The 16,844-nt window shown below is 69.2% G+C and carries 18 protein-coding genes; 6 read left to right on the top strand and 12 right to left on the bottom strand.

The window, feature by feature from the left end:
• Positions 1-42: 42 nt before the first annotated feature.
• Genes AB0E88_RS19240 through AB0E88_RS19230 form a run of 3 tightly spaced genes read left to right on the top strand, consistent with a single transcriptional unit; the run spans position 43 to position 2,174 of the window.
• The gene (locus AB0E88_RS19240; RefSeq protein WP_361631774.1) at positions 43-828 is read left to right on the top strand and encodes an ATP-binding cassette domain-containing protein; all 786 of its coding nucleotides are present in this window, start codon (positions 43-45) and stop codon (positions 826-828) included.
• Between the two features lie 10 nt (positions 829-838).
• Entirely contained in the window at positions 839-1,588 is a 750-nt protein-coding gene (locus tag AB0E88_RS19235) for an ABC transporter permease (protein WP_361631772.1), read from the top strand.
• A gap of 13 nt (positions 1,589-1,601) precedes the next feature.
• Entirely contained in the window at positions 1,602-2,174 is a 573-nt protein-coding gene (locus AB0E88_RS19230) for a cob(I)yrinic acid a,c-diamide adenosyltransferase (RefSeq protein ID WP_361631770.1), read from the top strand.
• Here AB0E88_RS19230 and AB0E88_RS19225 read toward each other — a convergent pair.
• The gene (locus AB0E88_RS19225; protein WP_361631768.1) at positions 2,171-2,731 is read right to left on the bottom strand and encodes a hypothetical protein; all 561 of its coding nucleotides are present in this window, start codon (positions 2,729-2,731) and stop codon (positions 2,171-2,173) included. The genes AB0E88_RS19230 and AB0E88_RS19225 overlap by 4 nt on opposite strands.
• A 151-nt stretch (positions 2,732-2,882) precedes the next feature.
• On the opposite strand from AB0E88_RS19225, the gene AB0E88_RS19220 reads away from it, so the two are divergent.
• The 3 genes from AB0E88_RS19220 (at position 2,883) to AB0E88_RS19210 (ending at position 6,636) form a co-directional block, all read left to right on the top strand.
• The gene (locus AB0E88_RS19220; protein WP_361631766.1) at positions 2,883-4,040 is read left to right on the top strand and encodes a histidine kinase; all 1,158 of its coding nucleotides are present in this window, start codon (positions 2,883-2,885) and stop codon (positions 4,038-4,040) included.
• Positions 4,037-4,678, top strand: coding sequence for a response regulator transcription factor (locus AB0E88_RS19215; protein ID WP_361631764.1), 642 nt, complete (start codon positions 4,037-4,039; stop codon positions 4,676-4,678). The genes AB0E88_RS19220 and AB0E88_RS19215 overlap by 4 nt, the downstream gene beginning before the upstream one ends.
• 137 nt (positions 4,679-4,815) lie before the next feature.
• Entirely contained in the window at positions 4,816-6,636 is a 1,821-nt protein-coding gene (locus AB0E88_RS19210) for a glycoside hydrolase family 18 chitinase (RefSeq protein WP_361631762.1), read from the top strand.
• 63 nt (positions 6,637-6,699) lie between these two features.
• Here AB0E88_RS19210 and AB0E88_RS19205 read toward each other — a convergent pair whose 3' ends face one another.
• The 11 genes from AB0E88_RS19205 to AB0E88_RS19155 form a co-directional block, all read right to left on the bottom strand.
• Positions 6,700-7,146 (bottom strand): DUF2550 domain-containing protein, encoded by a 447-nt coding sequence (locus AB0E88_RS19205; RefSeq protein WP_361631760.1) that lies wholly within the window; start codon positions 7,144-7,146, stop codon positions 6,700-6,702.
• 132 nt (positions 7,147-7,278) lie between these two features.
• Positions 7,279-7,653, bottom strand: coding sequence for a F0F1 ATP synthase subunit epsilon (locus AB0E88_RS19200; RefSeq protein WP_361631758.1), 375 nt, complete (start codon positions 7,651-7,653; stop codon positions 7,279-7,281).
• 113 nt (positions 7,654-7,766) lie between these two features.
• Positions 7,767-9,203 carry a F0F1 ATP synthase subunit beta gene (gene atpD / locus AB0E88_RS19195; RefSeq protein ID WP_361631756.1) on the bottom strand — a complete coding sequence of 479 codons (1,437 nt, stop codon included), beginning with the start codon at positions 9,201-9,203 and terminating at the stop codon, positions 7,767-7,769.
• Positions 9,204-10,121, bottom strand: coding sequence for a F0F1 ATP synthase subunit gamma (locus tag AB0E88_RS19190; protein ID WP_361631754.1), 918 nt, complete (start codon positions 10,119-10,121; stop codon positions 9,204-9,206).
• A gap of 21 nt (positions 10,122-10,142) precedes the next feature.
• Entirely contained in the window at positions 10,143-11,732 is a 1,590-nt protein-coding gene (atpA, locus tag AB0E88_RS19185; RefSeq protein WP_361631752.1) for a F0F1 ATP synthase subunit alpha, read from the bottom strand.
• Between the two features lie 137 nt (positions 11,733-11,869).
• Complete coding sequence (locus AB0E88_RS19180) at positions 11,870-12,691, bottom strand: F0F1 ATP synthase subunit delta (RefSeq protein WP_361631750.1); 822 nt, start codon at positions 12,689-12,691, stop codon at positions 11,870-11,872.
• On the bottom strand, positions 12,688-13,218 hold the full coding sequence (locus AB0E88_RS19175; protein WP_361631904.1) for a F0F1 ATP synthase subunit B: 531 nt from the start codon (positions 13,216-13,218) through the stop codon (positions 12,688-12,690). The genes AB0E88_RS19180 and AB0E88_RS19175 overlap by 4 nt, the downstream gene beginning before the upstream one ends.
• Before the next feature lie 51 nt (positions 13,219-13,269).
• Positions 13,270-13,500, bottom strand: a complete 231-nt coding sequence (gene atpE / locus AB0E88_RS19170) for an ATP synthase F0 subunit C (RefSeq protein WP_103780068.1) — start codon at positions 13,498-13,500, stop codon at positions 13,270-13,272.
• 76 nt (positions 13,501-13,576) lie between these two features.
• The gene (gene atpB / locus AB0E88_RS19165) at positions 13,577-14,407 is read right to left on the bottom strand and encodes a F0F1 ATP synthase subunit A (RefSeq protein WP_361631748.1); all 831 of its coding nucleotides are present in this window, start codon (positions 14,405-14,407) and stop codon (positions 13,577-13,579) included.
• A 225-nt stretch (positions 14,408-14,632) separates the two neighbouring features.
• Positions 14,633-15,055, bottom strand: coding sequence for a hypothetical protein (locus AB0E88_RS19160; RefSeq protein ID WP_361631746.1), 423 nt, complete (start codon positions 15,053-15,055; stop codon positions 14,633-14,635).
• Between the two features lie 315 nt (positions 15,056-15,370).
• Positions 15,371-16,714: an MraY family glycosyltransferase gene (locus tag AB0E88_RS19155; protein ID WP_361631744.1), complete on the bottom strand. Its 1,344-nt coding sequence runs from the start codon at positions 16,712-16,714 to the stop codon at positions 15,371-15,373.
• Positions 16,715-16,844: the final 130 nt, after the last annotated feature.

The following is a 16,844-nucleotide window of genomic DNA, read 5'->3' as shown; positions in this document are numbered from 1 at the left end:
GAGTCATTGCAAAATTCAAGGGACTCTGTTTTTCTGGGAGGCATGCCAGCAGTCATCAGCGCGAGCGGACTCGCGCGCACCTTCACGACCAAGCACGGCCCCGTCGAGGCCGTACGCGGCATCGACCTCACCGTCCGCGAGGGCGAGATCCTGGGCTTCCTCGGGCCCAACGGCGCTGGGAAGACGACCACCCTGCGGATGCTGACCACCCTGCTGAAACCGACCGGCGGCACCGCCGTCGTCGCCGGGCACGACCTGGCGACCGACCCCGTCGGCGTGCGCCGGGCCTGCGGGTACGTCGCCCAGTCCGGCGGCGTCGACCCGCAGATCAGCGTGCGGGAGGAACTCGTCACGCAGGGGCGGATGTACCGGCTGAGCAAGAGCGAGGCCGTCGCCCGCGCCGGCGAGCTCGCCCGCGACCTGGACCTCACCGACCTGCTCGACCGCAAGTGCGGCGCGCTCTCCGGTGGCCAGCGGCGCCGGCTGGACATCGCGATGGCGCTCACCCACCGCCCGCGCGTGCTCTTCCTCGACGAGCCGACCACCGGACTGGACCCCGGCAGCCGGGCCGACCTGTGGGACCTGGTGCGGCGGCTGCGCGGCGGGCACGGCACGACCGTCTTCCTCACCACGCACTATCTCGACGAGGCCGACGCCCTCTCCGACCGCCTGGTGATCGTCGACAAGGGCACGGTCGTCGCCGAGGGCACGCCGACCGCGCTCAAGCTGCAGCACGGCGGCTCGATCGACGCCACGCTCCAGGACACGTTCCTCGCCATCACCGGCCGGGGTCCCGCCCCGGCCGACGCCACCCCCGTAGCCGTATAGGACTCCGCCCATGCTTGTGCACGACACCGGCCTCATCTACGGCCGCTACCTGCGCCAGACCCTGCGCTCGCGCTTCGCGATGCTCTTCGGCGTGCTGATGCCGCTGCTGTACCTGCTGTTCTTCGGGCCGCTGCTCACCGACCTGCCGCTGGGCGGCAGGGGCAGCTCATGGCAGGTGCTCGTGCCGGGTCTGCTGCTTCAACTGGGGCTCTTCGGCGCCCTGTTCGCGGGATTCATGATCATCCTGGAGAACGGGGTGGGCGTGGTCGAGCGGATGCGGGTCACGCCCGTCAGCCGGCTCGCGCTGCTGCTCGGGCGGGTCCTGCGGGACGCCACGGTGTTCGTCTTCCAGGCGGTGCTGCTGGTGCTCGCGGCCCTGCCGATGGGACTGCGGGCTCCCCTGCCCGGTGTGCTCATCGGCTTCGGCTTCGTCGCACTGCTGACCGTGTCGCTGGCGTCGCTGTCGTACGCGGTGGCGATGAAGGTGCGCAGCCCGCAGGAGTTCGGACCGCTGATCAACGCGGTCTCGATGCCGTCGATGCTGCTGTCGGGCCTGATGCTGCCGATGACCCTGGCCCCCGACTGGCTGGACGTCCTGTCCCACTTCGTACCGTTCCGCTACCTGGTGGACGCCATGCGCGACGCCTACGTCGGCGAGTACGCCACCGCGCACATGCTGTACGGCGCCCTGGTGGCCGTCGGATTCGCGGCGCTCGCCGTGACAGTGGGCACACGAGTGTTCCGCAAGGCCGGTGCCTAACTACGCTGGCCGCATGGTCAATCTGACGCGCATCTACACCAGGACCGGCGACCAGGGCACCACCGCCCTCGGCGACATGAGCCGGGTCCACAAGACCGACCTGCGCATCGCCGCGTACGCCGACGCCAACGAGGCGAACGCGGTGATCGGCACGGCGATCGCGCTGGGCGGCCTCGACCAGGAGGTCGTCAAGGTCCTCACCCGTGTGCAGAACGACCTGTTCGACGTGGGCGCGGACCTGTCGACCCCGGTCGTGGAGAACCCGGAGTTCCCGCCGCTCAGGGTGGAGCAGTTCTACATCGACCGGCTGGAGGCGGACTGCGACCGCTTCAACGAGCAGCTGGAGAAGCTGCGGTCCTTCATCCTGCCGGGCGGCACGGCGGGCGCGGCCCTGCTCCACCAGGCGTGCACGGTCGTCCGCCGCGCCGAGCGGTCCACCTGGGCGGCCCTGGAGGCTCACGGCGACGTCATGAACCCCCTGACCGCGACCTACCTCAACCGCCTCTCCGACCTCCTGTTCATCCTGGCCCGCACGGCCAACAAGGAGACCGGGGACGTGCTGTGGGTGCCGGGAGGCGAGCGCTAGCGCACCGGCTTCCCGGGGGAGCCGGCCGGCGCCCGTTTCGGGAACAGCGTGTAGCTCGCCGCGATCACGACGTTGATGCCGATCAGCCACAGCATCCTCGTCTGCCACGCCCTCAGCGAGCTCGTGTCGCCATGGCCGCCGACGTACCAGGCAGCAGCCTGGAGGAGGGCGAGGGCGACCACGGACGCCAGGATCCAGCGGCCCGCCACCTTCCACTCGTGGACGGCTCGGGCCATGCCGTACTTGGGGGGACGGACCGGCGGCGGGCCGCCCGCGAAGCGGTGGGCGACCCGGGCGTCGGCCCACCTGATCGTCGCGTGTCCGAGGCCCACCGTGAAACCGATGTAGACCGCCGCCAGGCCGTGCCGCCAGTCCGGCTGGGCGCCGTTCTTGAGGTCGATCGCGGTGACCGCGAACAGCACCACCTCCAGCAGCGGCTCGCACAGCAGCAGCGCCAGGCCCGTGCGGGGCATCCTCCACAGGTAGCGCAAGGCGAGCCCGGCCGCCAGCAGCACCCAGAACGCCACCTCACAGGTGATGATCAGCCCGACGATCACGGTTCGCTCCCTTCGCTCACCTCTCCAGCCTTGCGCCGCCCGGCGCCGGTTTCGTCGTCGCCGATGACGACCTCGCGGTACATCGAAAGATGCAGTGCGGACCCTTCCCGGGGTGCACGCGGACGGCGCCCGGCCCGTGTTGGATGGGGGCATGTCCGTGACGCTCCCCCGACCGCACCGGTTCGACGTGCGCATCGCCGTCGCCGGGTTGCTCGGCGGGGTCGCGATGTGGGCGCTCGGCCTGTACACCTCGGGCAGCGGGGTGCTGTCGTCCACGTGGGGGCTGATCTCGCTCGCGGTCATGGCGGCCCTGGAGCTGCTGCGCCGCACCCGCCCGCAGTTCGCGCTGGCGGCGGGATCCCTGGCCCTCGCCTTCGACATGGTCACCACGGGCAACGCGGCCACCATCCTGATGTACACGGACCTCGCCTACGCCGCCGCGCTGTACGGGTCACCGGCCGCCGCCCGGCGGGTGCCGGTCGCCACGGGACTGGCCTGCATCGCCGTGACGCTCGGATTCCTGATCTGGTGGCGCAGTCCGCAGGCACTGTTCGTCGGCCTCGGCGCGGCCGTCGTCTCCTTCGGCCCGGCCGCCACCGGGGCGCTGGTCCGCAACCACCGCGACGCCGCGGAGGCCGCCCGGCTGCGCGCGGAGCAGACCGCGCTGCTCGCCGAGCTGGACCGGACGCAGGCCGTCACCGCCGAGCGGGCCAGAGTCGCCCGGGAGCTGCACGACCTCGTCGCGGGCCACCTGTCCGCCATCGCCATCCACTCCACCGCCGCCCTGTCCGTCGACGACCCGTCGACCAGCCGGGAGGCGCTGGGCGTCATCCGGGAGAACAGCGTCGACGGACTGGCCGAGATGCGCCGGCTGATCGGCATCCTGCGCGACGGCAGCGGCGACCACGAACCGGCCCCGGCCCCGACCCTCGACGGCCTCGAAGCACTGGCCGACAGCGCCCGCGACAACGGCCTCGACGTCCACCTGGACGCCATGCACGGCCCCCTGCCCGCGCCCGTCGAACTCGCCGCCTACCGCATCGTCCAGGAATCCCTCACCAACGCCCTCAAGCACGCCTCCCCCGGCCCGGTCAGGGTGTCACTGGCGCGCCGGGACCACTGCGTGGACATCGTCGTGACCAGTCCCTACGGCTCTCGCGCAACGCCCCGTGCTCCGGGCTCGGGCGCCGGGCTCGTCGGGATGCGGGAGCGGGCCTCGCTGCTCGGCGGGGCGTTCACGGCCGGGCCCGAGGGCGCCGTCTGGGCCGTACGCGCCACCCTGCCCCTCACCGAAGGAGACCCGCGGTGATCCGTGTCCTCGTGGCCGAGGACCAGTCCGCCGTGCGCGCCGGGCTGGTCCTCATCCTGCGCAGCGCGCCCGGCATCGAGGTGGTCGGGGAGGCGGAGGACGGGGAGCGGGCGGTGTCACTGGCCCGCGAGCTGCGGCCGGACGTGGTGGTGATGGACGTTCAGATGCCGCGCCTGGACGGGGTGTCGGCGACCCGGCAGGTCGTCGAGGCCGGGCTCGCCGACGTCCTGGTGCTGACGACGTTCGACCTCGACGAGTACGTCTTCGGAGCGCTGCGTGCGGGAGCGGCCGGGTTTCTGCTGAAGAACACCGAGGCACGCGATCTCATCGAGGCGGTGCGAACGGTGGCCCGCGGCGAGGGAATCGTCGCCCCGGCCGTCACCCGGCGGCTGATCGCCGAGTTCGCGGCCACCGCCGGCCGGGAGAGACGGGCCGATCCGGCCGTTCTCGACGCTCTCACCCGGCGGGAGCGCGAGGTGCTGGCCTGTCTGGGGCAGGGGCTGTCCAACGCGGGGATCGCCGAGCAGCTGGACATGGCCGAAGCAACGGTGAAGACGCACGTCAGCCGGCTGCTGGGGAAGCTGGAGCTGCGCAGCCGGGCGCAAGCGGCGGTGATCGCCCGGGAGTTGGGGATCTGACGCAGCCGGATCCCCGCCGGAATGTCAACTGGTCCAGACCTATTGACCCGTGGTCCAGACCTTTCTATTCTCGCGGCACCGTGGGCGTGAAGGCTCAGTCATGCCCCTGACATCCCCACATACAGAGGAGGCGCACCATGCGCTTCAGACACCGCGCCGCGGCAGGGTTCGCGACCCTGCTGCTCCCCCTGGCCGGTCTGGTCGGCCTCGCGGGACCCGCCCAGGCCGCGGGCAACGCGACGGCGAGCTTCACCAAGACCAGCGACTGGGGCACCGGCTTCGGCGGTCAGTGGACCATCAAGAACACCGGCACCACGAGCATCTCCTCCTGGACCGTCGAGTGGGACTTCCCCTCCGGCACGTCCGTCACCTCCGCCTGGGACGCCGACGTCACCTCCTCCGGCACCCACTGGACCGCGAAGAACAAGTCCTACAACGGCACCGTCGCCCCCGGCGCCACCGTCTCCTTCGGCTTCAACGGCGCGGGCCCCGGCTCACCCTCCAACTGCAAGCTCAACGGCGACAGCTGCGACGGCACGACCGTCCCCGGTGACGCGGCGCCCTCCGCGCCCGGAACCCCCACCGCCTCCTCCGTCACCGACACCTCGGTGAAGCTCAGCTGGGGCGCGGCCACCGACGACAAGGGCGTCAAGAACTACGACGTCCTGCGCGACGGCGCCAAGGTCGCGACCGTGACGACCACGTCGTACACCGACACCGGGCTCAGCGCGGGAACCGACTACTCCTACACCGTGCAGGCCCGCGACACCGCCGACCAGACCGGCCCGGTCAGCGGCGCGGTCAAGGTGCACACCACCGGCGGCACCACCACTCCCCCGCCCACCGGCGACAAGGTCAAGCTCGGCTACTTCACCGAGTGGGGCATCTACGGCCGCAACTACAACGTCAAGAACCTCGTGACGTCCGGCTCCGCCGCCAAGATCACCCACATCAACTACGCCTTCGGCAACGTCACCAACGGTGCTTGCGCGATCGGCGACTCCTACGCCGACTACGACAAGGCCTTCACCGCCGACCAGTCCGTCAGCGGCGTCGCCGACACCTGGGACCAGCCGCTGCGCGGCAACTTCAACCAGCTGCGCGAGCTGAAGGCCAAGTACCCGAACATCAAGGTGCTGTGGTCCTTCGGCGGCTGGACCTGGTCCGGCGGCTTCGGCCAGGCGGCGCAGAACCCCGCCGCGTTCGCCGACTCCTGTTACAAGCTGGTCGAGGACCCGCGCTGGGCCGACGTCTTCGACGGCATCGACATCGACTGGGAGTACCCGAACGCCTGCGGTCTGAGCTGTGACACCTCGGGCGCCGCGGCCTTCAAGAACCTGATGTCCGCGCTGCGCGCCAAGTTCGGCGCGAACAACCTGGTCACCGCCGCGGTCACCGCGGACGGCTCCGCCGGCGGCAAGATCGAGGCCGCGGACTACGCCGGCGCCTCCCAGTACGTCGACTGGTACAACGTGATGACGTACGACTTCTTCGGCGCCTGGGACGCCAAGGGCCCCACCGCCCCGCACTCCCCGCTCACCTCGTACACCGGCATCCCGAAGGCCGGCTTCACCACCGCCGACGCCATGGCCAAGTTCAAGGCGGTCGGGGTGCCCGCGAAGAAGCTGCTCATCGGCATCGGCTTCTACGGCCGCGGCTGGACCGGCGTCACCCAGGACGCCCCGGGCGGCACCGCCACGGGACCCGCCGCCGGCACCTATGAGCAGGGCATCGAGGACTACAAGGTCCTCAAGACGTCCTGCCCGGCCACCGGCACGATCGCCGGCACCGCCTACGCCCACTGCGGCAGCAACTGGTGGTCCTACGACACCCCCGCCACCATCGCCGGGAAGATGAGCTGGGCCAAGAACCAGGGCCTGGGCGGCGCGTTCTTCTGGGAGTTCAGCGGCGACACCGCGAACGGCGAGCTGGTGAACGCGATCAGCAGCAACCTGTAACAGCGAGAACCGCCCCACCCCCTCACCCTCCCCCGGGCTTCGTCCGGGGGAGGGTGAATGCGGTTACGCCACATTCACCCGCTGCCCGGGCGGGGCTGCCTCCAGCCACGCGAGGAATCCGGTCAGCGCGTCCTCGCTCATCGCGAGTTCGAGGCGCGTGCCCCGGTGGAGGCAGACGAGGATCACCGCGTCGGACAGCAGCGCCAGCTCCTCCTCGCCCTCCGGCAGCCGGCGTCCGGCCACCTCGATGGAGCCGCGCTCCAGGACCCGGCGCGGACGCGGGGCGTAGGAGAAGACCCGGAACCACTCGACGCGGTCGCCGCTGTACCGGGCGACGCCGTACGACCAGCCTTTGCCGCTGGTGTCGGCCGTCTCCGCCACGTCCCAGCGCAGGCTGCAGTCGAAGGTGCCCCCGGAGCGCTGGATCAGCCTGCGCCGCAGACCGAAGACGAACAGACCCAGCACCACGAGGGCGACGACGATTCCGCACACAGTCAGAGCGAGGACCATCGACTACCGACCTCCTCGACTCCTAGGTAACGGAACGGAAAAAACATCCAGATCTGCCTCAGCCGCGGTCGGCTCCGGATCACTCCGGAGCCGACCGCGGCTGAGTAGGTCATCGTAAGGCGTACTCGCGTCTCAGCGGGCCGTCGCCGCACGCAGTCGTACGTCCGCTCGGCGCTCCGCCGTGGCGTCGCCCTCCGCCTTCGCGCGCTCGAGCTCACGCTCCACGCGCTGGACGTCGATCTCGTCGGACAGCTCGGCGATCTCCGCGAGCAGCGACAGCTTGTTGTCGGCGAACGAGATGAAACCGCCGTGCACCGCAGCGACGACCGTCCCTCCCTCGCTCGTCCGGATGGTCACCGGGCCCGACTCCAGCACACCGAGCAGCGGCTGGTGACCGGGCATGACGCCGATGTCGCCGGACGTGGTGCGCGCGACGACCAGGGTGGCCTCGCCGGACCAGACCTGGCGGTCGGCGGCGACCAGCTCGACGTGCAGCTCAGCAGCCAAGGGTGGCTCCTCGGGTCACCACCCGGCGGGGGTGCCGGGTGTTGGGGTCAATTCTAGGGGGCGTGCGTGAGGGGGCGGGACGTACCCGCCCCCTCACACCGAACTCAGGGAGTTCAGGAGACGCCGAGCTCCTTGGCGTTGGCCTTGAGGTCCTCGAGGCCACCGCACATGAAGAACGCCTGCTCGGGGAAGTGGTCGTACTCACCGTCGCAGATCGCGTTGAACGCGGCGATCGACTCGTCGAGCGGCACGTCCGAGCCGTCCACGCCGGTGAACTGCTTGGCGACGTGGGTGTTCTGGGACAGGAAGCGCTCCACACGACGGGCACGGTGGACGACGAGCTTGTCCTCCTCGCCGAGCTCGTCGATACCGAGGATCGCGATGATGTCCTGGAGGTCCTTGTACTTCTGCAGGATGTTCTTCACGCGCATGGCCGCGTTGTAGTGGTCCTGCGTGATGTAGCGCGGGTCCAGGATCCGGGACGTGGAGTCCAGCGGGTCCACGGCCGGGTAGATGCCCTTCTCGGAGATCGGACGGGAGAGAACCGTCGTCGCGTCGAGGTGGGCGAAGGTGGTCGCCGGGGCCGGGTCGGTCAGGTCGTCGGCGGGGACGTAGATCGCCTGCATCGAGGTGATCGAGTGACCGCGGGTCGACGTGATGCGCTCCTGGAGGAGACCCATCTCGTCGGCCAGGTTCGGCTGGTAACCCACCGCGGACGGCATACGGCCGAGCAGGGTGGAGACCTCGGAACCGGCCTGCGTGAAGCGGAAGATGTTGTCGATGAAGAACAGCACGTCCTGCTTCTGGACGTCACGGAAGTACTCGGCCATGGTCAGGCCGGCCAGCGCGACGCGCAGACGGGTGCCCGGGGGCTCGTCCATCTGACCGAAGACCAGCGCGGTCTTGTCGATGACGCCCGAGTCGGACATCTCCTCGATCAGGTCGTTGCCCTCACGGGTGCGCTCACCGACACCGGCGAACACGGAGACACCGTCGTGGTTGTTGGCGACACGGTAGATCATCTCCTGGATGAGCACCGTCTTGCCGACGCCGGCGCCGCCGAACAGACCGATCTTGCCGCCCTTGACGTACGGGGTCAGCAGGTCGATGACCTTGACGCCGGTCTCGAACATCTCGGTCTTCGACTCGAGCTCGTCGAAGTTCGGGGCCTTGCGGTGGATGGACCAGCGCTCGCCCTCGTAGGACTCGTCGACGTTCAGCACCTCACCGAGGGTGTTGAACACCTTGCCCTTGGTGAAGTCGCCGACCGGGACGGTGATGCCGTCGCCGGTGTCGGTGACCGGGGCCTGGCGGACCAGGCCGTCGGTGGGCTGCATGGAGATGGTGCGGACCAGGCCGTCACCCAGGTGCTGGGCGACCTCCAGGGTCAGGATCTTCTTCTCGCCCGCGTTGGCCGGGTCGGCGACCTCGACGTGGAGGGCGTTGTAGATCTCCGGCATCGCGTCGACGGGGAACTCCACGTCGACGACCGGGCCGATGACCCGGGCGACGCGGCCCGTAGCCGTCGCGGTCTCAACAGTGGTGGTCATTTATCGGTCACTCCCCGCGGTCGCGTCGGCGAGGGCGCTCGCGCCACCGACGATCTCGCTGATTTCCTGGGTGATTTCGGCCTGGCGGGCCGCGTTGGCAAGACGGGAGAGCGTGTTGATCAGCTCGCCCGCGTTGTCGGTGGCCGACTTCATCGCGCGCCGCGTGGCGGCGTGCTTCGAAGCGGCCGACTGGAGCAGCGCGTTGTAGATGCGGCTCTCCACGTAGCGCGGCAGCAGGGCGTCGAGGACGTCCTCCGCCGAGGGCTCGAAGTCGTACAGCGGGAGGATCTCGCCCTGCGGCGCGACCTCCTCGGCGACCTCTTCGAGACGCAGCGGAAGCAGCCGGGCGTCCAGCGCCGTCTGCGTCATCATCGAGACGAACTCGGTGAAGACGATGTGGAGCTCGTCCACACCACCCTCGGCCGTGTCCTTCTCGATCGCCTCGATCAGGGGCGCCGCGACCTTCTTGGCGTCCGCGTACGACGGCTCGTCGGTGAAGCCCGTCCACGACTGAGCGACGGTGCGCTCACGGAAGTTGTAGTGGGCCACACCACGCCGGCCGACGATGTACGTGTCGACCTGCTTGCCCTCGCGCTCCAGGCGCTCGGTCAGCTGCTCCGCGGCCTTGATGGCATTGGAGTTGAAGGCGCCGGCCAGACCGCGGTCGCTCGTGAGGAGCAGGACCGCGGCACGGGTCGGGTTGTCCGCCTCCGTGGTGAGCGGGTGCCGGGTGTTGGAACCGGTACCGACGGCCGTGACAGCGCGCGTCAGCTCGGTCGCGTAGGGAGTGGAGGCCGCCACCTTGCGCTGCGCCTTGACGACGCGCGAGGCGGCGATCATCTCCATCGCCTTCGTGATCTTCTTGGTCGCGGTGACGGATCGGATGCGACGCTTGTAGACCCGGAGCTGGGCTCCCATGAGTCAGGTCCCTTCCTTACGTCACTTGGCGGCGGACGGGGCGTCCTCGCCGAGCAGCTTGCCGTCCGAGGTCTCGAACTGCTTCTTGAACTCCGCGATCGCGTCGGCGACGGCCGTCAGGGTGTCGTCGGACATCTTGCCGCCCTCACGGATGGAGGTCATGAGGCCCTGCTCCTTGCGGTGCAGGTACTCCAGCAGCTCCTTCTCGAAGCGGCGGATGTCGGCGACCGGGACGTCGTCCATCTTGCCGGTGGTGCCGGCCCACACGGAGACGACCTGGTCCTCGGTGGACATCGGCTGGTACTGGTCCTGCTTCAGCAGCTCGACCATGCGCTGACCGCGCTCCAGCTGGGACTTGGAGGCGGCGTCCAGGTCGGAACCGAAGGCGGCGAACGCCTCCAGCTCACGGAACTGGGCCAGGTCCACGCGCAGACGGCCGGAGACCTGCTTCATGGCCTTGTGCTGCGCGGAGCCACCGACGCGGGAGACCGAGATACCGACGTTCAGGGCCGGACGCTGACCGGCGTTGAACAGGTCGGACTCCAGGAAGCACTGGCCGTCGGTGATGGAGATGACGTTGGTCGGGATGAACGCCGAGACGTCGTTGGCCTTCGTCTCGACGATCGGCAGACCGGTCATCGAGCCCGCGCCCATGTCGTCGGAGAGCTTCGCGCAGCGCTCCAGCAGACGGGAGTGCAGGTAGAAGACGTCACCCGGGTAGGCCTCACGGCCCGGCGGGCGGCGCAGCAGCAGGGACACGGCACGGTAGGCGTCGGCCTGCTTCGACAGGTCGTCGAAGATGATCAGGACGTGCTTGCCCTGGTACATCCAGTGCTGGCCGATCGCGGAACCGGTGTAGGGCGCCAGGTACTTGAAGCCGGCCGGGTCGGACGCCGGGGCGGCGACGATGGTCGTGTACTCCAGGGCGCCGTTCTCCTCCAGCGCGCGGCGGACCGACGCGATGGTGGAGCCCTTCTGGCCGATGGCGACGTAGATGCAGCGGACCTGCTTCTTCGGGTCGCCGGAGCGCCAGTTGTCACGCTGGTTGATGATCGTGTCGACGGCCAGCGCGGTCTTGCCGGTCTGACGGTCACCGATGATCAGCTGACGCTGGCCACGGCCGATCGGGGTCATGGCGTCGACGGCCTTGTAGCCCGTCTCCATCGGCTCGTGCACCGACTTGCGCTGCATGACCGTGGGGGCCTGCAGCTCCAGCGCGCGGCGGCCGTCGGTCTCGATCTCGCCGAGGCCGTCGATCGGGTTGCCGAGCGGGTCGACGACACGGCCGAGGTAGCCCTCGCCGACCGCCACGGAGAGGACCTCACCGGTACGGGTGACCGGCTGACCCTCCTCGATGCCGCTGAACTCACCGAGGACGATGGCACCGATCTCGCGCTCCTCGAGGTTGAGGGCGAGGCCGAGGGTGCCGTCCTCGAACTTCAGCAGTTCGTTGGCCATGGCCGAGGGCAGGCCCTCGACCTTCGCGATGCCGTCGCCGGCAAGGGTGACCGTGCCGACCTCCTCGCGCGAGGCCGCGTCCGGCTTGTACGACTGGACGAAGGTCTCCAGTGCGTCCCGGATCTCCTCCGGCCGGATCGTGAGCTCCGCCATCTGGGTTCCCTGCTCTCCTTGTTGGGCCCGAAGTTTCACTTTGGGGGGATGGGGACTCCCCCCAACAGGAGGTGAATCCTCTGCACGGCCCAACCCGGGCCGTAAGTACTACTGCTGTCTTTGTTTGCCGAGCGCCGTCAGCTCGCCATGCGGCGGGCGGCGTCTTCCAGCCGGTCCGCGAGGGAGCCGTTGATGACCTCGTCACCGACCTGCACCCGGATCCCGCCGAGGACCTCGGGGTCCACGTCGAGGTTGAGGTGCATCCGACGGCCGTAGAGCTTGGTCAGCGCGGCGCCGAGGCGCTGCTTCTGGCCGTCGCTCAGCGGCACCGCCGAGGTGACGACGGCGACCGTGCGGTCCCGGCGGTCGGCGGCGAGCTTGGACAGGGACTCGAGTCCCGCTTCCAGGCTACGTCCCCGCGGCGCGGTCACAAGGCGCGTGACCAGACGCTCGGTGGTCGGCTTGGCGCGGCCGCCGAGCAGGCTGCGCAGCAGCTCGCCCTTGGCCGGGGCGCCGGCCTTGCGGTTGGTCAGCGCGGCGCGCAGCTCGGTGCTGGAGGAGACGATCCGGCCGAACCGGAACAGCTCGTCCTCGACGTCGTCGAGCGTGCCGGCCCGCTGGGCGGCCGTGAGGTCGGCGACGTCCGCCAGCTCCTCGAGCACGTCCACCAGGTCGCGGGACTGCGACCAGCGGGAGCGGACCAGGCCGGCCACCAGGTCGGCGGTCTCGCCGCTGACCTGGGCGCCGAGCAGGCGCTGGGCCAGCTCGGCCTTGGCTTCACCGGCCTGCGCCGGGTCGGTGAGGACCCGACGCAGCGACACCTCGCGGTCGAGCAGCGCGGTGACGGCGGCCAGCTCGTCGGCGAGCTTCGCCGCGTCCACAGCCGTGTTGTCCGTCAGTGCGTCCAGACGCTCGCGTGCGGCGGCAAGGGCCTCGCGGCTCGCTCCGTGCGCGGTCATCGAGTCGCCTCGGCCTTCTCCTCAAGCTCGTCGAGGAAGCGGTCGATCACGCGGCTCTGCCGGGCGTGGTCCGCCAGGGACTCGCCGACGAGCTTGCCGGCCAGGTCCGTGGCGAGCTTGCCGACGTCCTGCCGCAGCGCGGACGCGGCGGCCTTGCGGTCGGCCTCGATCTGCGCGTGGCCGGCGGCGATGATCTCCTCACGCTGCCGCTGGCCCTCGGCGCGCATCTCGGCGATGAGCGCGGCACCCTGCTCCTGCGCCTCCTGGCGCAGGCGCGCGGCCTCGTGCCGGGCCTCGGCGAGCTGGGCCTTGTACTGCTCGAGGACGCTCTGGGCCTCGGTCTGCGCGGCCTCGGCCTTCTCGATACCGCCCTCGATGGCCTCGCGACGCTCTTCCAGAACCTTGTTGATGGTCGGGAGGAGCTTCTTGGCAAGGAAGCCGAAGACGATGACGAAGGCGATCAGGCCGATGACGAGCTCGGGCCACGGCGGAACGAGAGGGTTCTCCTTCTCGGCCGCCAGAACCATGAGGTTCACATCAGTGCCTTTCGTCGAATGGGGCTGTCGCTGTCGTCCGTCTTAGTAAACGAACGGCATGACCAGGCCGATGAGGGCGAGCGCCTCACAGAAGGCGAAGCCGAGGATCTGGTTGGCGCGGATGAGGCCGGCCGCCTCGGGCTGGCGGGCCAGGGCCTGGGTGCCGTTACCGAAGATGATGCCGACGCCGACGCCCGGGCCGATCGCGGCGAGGCCGTAACCGATGGAGCCGAGGTTGCCGTCGACCGCAGCGAGGGTCTGGAGAGCGGACATGCCGGTTCTTCCTTCTCTTTCAGTGACCGGTGGGGGTTGGCCACCGGGTGTCTGTGGGTGTGGTGCGGGCGGGTGCTCAGTGGTGCTCGGCGAGCGCGCCCTGGATGTAGGTGCACGTCAGCAGAACGAAGACGTACGCCTGCACGGCCTGGATGAAGAGCTCGAAGAGGGTCATCACGATGGTCATCGAGAACGAGACCGCGGAGTACGCGATGCCGATGCCGTTCAGCATGTACCAGCTGGCGACGGTGAAGAGGACCAGCAGGGTGTGGCCGGCGAACATGTTCGCGAACAGTCGCACGGCGTGGGTGAACGGGCGGACCAGCAGGTTCGAGAAGAACTCGATGGTCATCGACAGCGGCAGAACGGCGCCGAGCGACTTGTCGTAGCCGGTGACGTTCTTGAAGAAGCCGACGAAGCCCTGACGCTTGAAGGTCAGGACGACCCACGTGATGTACACGATCAGGGCGAGCACGATCGGGTACGCGATGATCGACGTCACCGGGAACTGGGCGACCGGGATGATCGACCAGAGGTTCATCATCCAGACGAAGAAGAACAGGGAGACGGCGAGCGGGACGTACTTCTCGCCCTCGCGCTTGCCGAGCGTCTGGTAGACGATGCCGGTGCGTACGAAGTCGTAGCCCGCCTCGGCGATCATCTGGAGCTTGCCCGGGACGACCTTGGGCTTGGCGAACGCGGCCCAGAAGAAGCCCACCACGATGATGGAGCCCAGGAGGGCCAGCAGCATCGGCTTGTTGAAGTAGAAGCCGTTGCCGTCAGCGTTGCCCACGAGCGGCTCGAACATGAACGAGTGCAGGCCCGGTGCGACCTTGTCGAAACCACACCCGTCGAACAGGTGGCAGCTCGAGTCGAAAGCGAGCGTCTGCATCGGGTCAGCACTCACCGCGGGCTCCTTCAGCGTGGCGCATAGGTACGGCAACCTCGTTGTGTCGGCGCGGCGTGCGGCCGCGGTTCGGCACGGGACTGGTGTTACGGATGTGGGGGCGGCTTGGGGGCATCTCGCCTCGCGAATGAGCAGGCGTCAGCTCAGATGCCCGCGCCCGCGATGCCGCAGTTGGCACCGGACGATAGCAGGATCTCTCGAGCGTCTTTATCCCGGCCCTACCCCTCACGACGAGTGCCCCGTCTTCTCGGGCTTGTCGGGCTCGACGTACAGGATCTTGGCCTTCATGTGGGCGCGCGTCTGCGCGGCGATCCACGCGAGCGTGGTCGCGACGAGCGTCAGCGCGAAAGCCTTGGGGTGGAACAGCGTCGTGTGCTTGAAAGCCGCGACGAAGACGAACAGCAGCAGGATCTGCGCCGCGTAGAGCATCAGACCCATCGCCTGGAAGAGGTGCGGAAGCGATTTGGCAGTGCGCTGCAGGACGTAGAGGCCGATCCCCATGAAGAGGATCACCACCAGCGTCGCCACGGCGGCCCCGATCGCGCCCTTGCCGCCGGCGACCACACCGCTCACGACGGCGGCGACAGCGCCGACGGCGGCCGTGGGCACGGCGGCCTTGGCCAGGATCCGGACGTCGTTGGACGGCATGGCGGCAACTCCGCTTTTCACAGGGGGCAAGGGGTGTCGTCATGGACGAGCGTAGTCCCGGCCGAGAGCATGCAGCCCTCGCGTCGACGGACCCTCGCACTAGGGTCCTTCGGCTCTGTCCGGGGTTCTCGTGAACCGTATCACAAACTATTTGATGCAGTCTTTACCTGTTGGGTGTGCTTGCTGTCACACATGAGAGTGACCGTGCGCGTCTGTGCAATTTCGGCGCCCCTTTGTCTGGTATTGCGCCGGAATGCTCCCCCACGACTTGGCAATGCTCTAGTCAGATTCTTACCTTGCCGTCAGCGCCGGACGTCAGCGCGAGGTACCGGCTTTCCGCCGGTCGTGCAGGCGTGCGCGGGGGCCGATGGCCGTCGCTCCGTTGACTCCTGAGACGCCCGGGGTGCCCGCGGTGATCGGGGTGCGCTCCGGTTCGTCCTCGTCGGCCGGGTGTGCGTGGCGGGCCGCGGGCTCGGCGATGACCCGGCGACGGCGGCGCCGGTAGCGCGGCGGCACGAACCGCTCCGCCCAGATCGGGGCGCGCGGCGTGAACCGCGGCAGCAGGAGCAGCACCAGGCCGATGGCGCTGAGCGCGACCACGCCCAGCACGATCCACATCGAGGCCGAGTTGACCGAGTAGCCCAGCGCGCCGAACGCGATCAGCGCCGACCAGAAGTACATGATCAGCACGGCCCGGCTGTGCGAGTGGCCGATCTCCAGCAGCCGGTGGTGCAGATGCCCGCGGTCCGCCGCGAACGGCGACTGGCCGCGCCAGGTGCGGCGCACGATCGCGAGGATCAGGTCGGCGGCGGGGATCGCGATGATGGTGAGCGGAAGCAGCAGCGGGATGTAGACCGGCACCATCTGGTGCACGGTGTTGCGCTCGGAACCGGCGAACAGGTTCATCACGTCCGGGTCGACCTGCCCGGTCACCGAGATCGCGCCCGCCGCCAGGACCAGCCCGATCAGCATGGACCCGGAGTCGCCCATGAAGATCCGGGCCGGGTGCATGTTGTGCGGCAGGAAGCCCAGGCACATGCCCATCAGCACGGCCGCGAACAGCGTCGCCGGGGCGGCCGCCTCGATGCCGTACGAGTACCAGACGCGGTAGGCGTACATGAAGAACGCGGCCGCCGCGATGCACACCATGCCGGCCGCGAGACCGTCCAGGCCGTCGACGAAGTTCACCGCGTTGATGGTGATCACGACGAGGGCGACGGTCAGCAGCGTGCCCTGCCACTGGGTGAGGGCGACCGTGCCGACGCCGGGGACCGGCAGCCACAGGATCGTCAGACCCTGGACCACCATCACGCCGGCGGCGATCATCTGACCGCCCAGCTTGATCAGGGCGTCGATCTCGAACTTGTCGTCCAGCACACCGATCAGCCAGATCAGCGCCGCACCCGAGAGCAGCGCGCGGGGCTCGTTGGACTTCTCGAAGACCTCGTTGAGATTGGTGAGGTGGTCGGCGACCAGCAGGCCCGCGCACAGTCCGAAGAACATCGCGATACCGCCGAGCCGCGGAGTGGGTTCGCGGTGCACGTCGCGTGCCCGGATCTCCGGCATCGCGCCGGCCACGATGGCGAACTTCCGTACCGGCCCTGTCAGCAGATACGTCACCGCGGCCGTGATGCAGAGCGTCAGCAGGTATTCACGCACAGGCTTCCCCACAGGTCTCGCTGGCCATCTCAGCCCCACACCCTAGCGAGGTGCGCATATGGTTGTGGACTTCCGGGTAGCCAGGATGGTTGCACGCGCGGCTGTGCGGCCGGTCACGGGCCGGGTACGC

The organism is Streptomyces sp. NPDC028635, from assembly GCF_040637635.1.
In the GTDB taxonomy this organism is placed as follows: Bacteria; Actinomycetota; Actinomycetes; order Streptomycetales; family Streptomycetaceae; genus Streptomyces.
The sequence above is the reverse complement of the archived record's forward strand: the minus strand, read 5'-3'. Positions and strand labels throughout refer to the sequence as shown.

What these genes read in the sequence shown, in the direction of transcription:
- AB0E88_RS19240 (WP_361631774.1), top strand. Translation starts at nt 43, where the DNA reads ATGCCAGCAGTCATCAGCGCGAGCGGACTCGCGCGCACCTTCACGACC.
- AB0E88_RS19235 (WP_361631772.1), top strand. Translation starts at nt 839, where the DNA reads ATGCTTGTGCACGACACCGGCCTCATCTACGGCCGCTACCTGCGCCAG.
- AB0E88_RS19230 (WP_361631770.1), top strand. Translation starts at nt 1,602, where the DNA reads ATGGTCAATCTGACGCGCATCTACACCAGGACCGGCGACCAGGGCACC.
- AB0E88_RS19220 (WP_361631766.1), top strand. Translation starts at nt 2,883, where the DNA reads ATGTCCGTGACGCTCCCCCGACCGCACCGGTTCGACGTGCGCATCGCC.
- AB0E88_RS19210 (WP_361631762.1), top strand. Translation starts at nt 4,816, where the DNA reads ATGCGCTTCAGACACCGCGCCGCGGCAGGGTTCGCGACCCTGCTGCTC.
- AB0E88_RS19205 (WP_361631760.1), bottom strand. Translation starts at nt 7,146, where the DNA reads ATGGTCCTCGCTCTGACTGTGTGCGGAATCGTCGTCGCCCTCGTGGTG.
- atpD (WP_361631756.1), bottom strand. Translation starts at nt 9,203, where the DNA reads ATGACCACCACTGTTGAGACCGCGACGGCTACGGGCCGCGTCGCCCGG.
- AB0E88_RS19190 (WP_361631754.1), bottom strand. Translation starts at nt 10,121, where the DNA reads ATGGGAGCCCAGCTCCGGGTCTACAAGCGTCGCATCCGATCCGTCACC.
- atpA (WP_361631752.1), bottom strand. Translation starts at nt 11,732, where the DNA reads ATGGCGGAGCTCACGATCCGGCCGGAGGAGATCCGGGACGCACTGGAG.
- AB0E88_RS19180 (WP_361631750.1), bottom strand. Translation starts at nt 12,691, where the DNA reads ATGACCGCGCACGGAGCGAGCCGCGAGGCCCTTGCCGCCGCACGCGAG.
- AB0E88_RS19175 (WP_361631904.1), bottom strand. Translation starts at nt 13,218, where the DNA reads ATGGTTCTGGCGGCCGAGAAGGAGAACCCTCTCGTTCCGCCGTGGCCC.
- atpE (WP_103780068.1), bottom strand. Translation starts at nt 13,500, where the DNA reads ATGTCCGCTCTCCAGACCCTCGCTGCGGTCGACGGCAACCTCGGCTCC.
- AB0E88_RS19160 (WP_361631746.1), bottom strand. Translation starts at nt 15,055, where the DNA reads ATGCCGTCCAACGACGTCCGGATCCTGGCCAAGGCCGCCGTGCCCACG.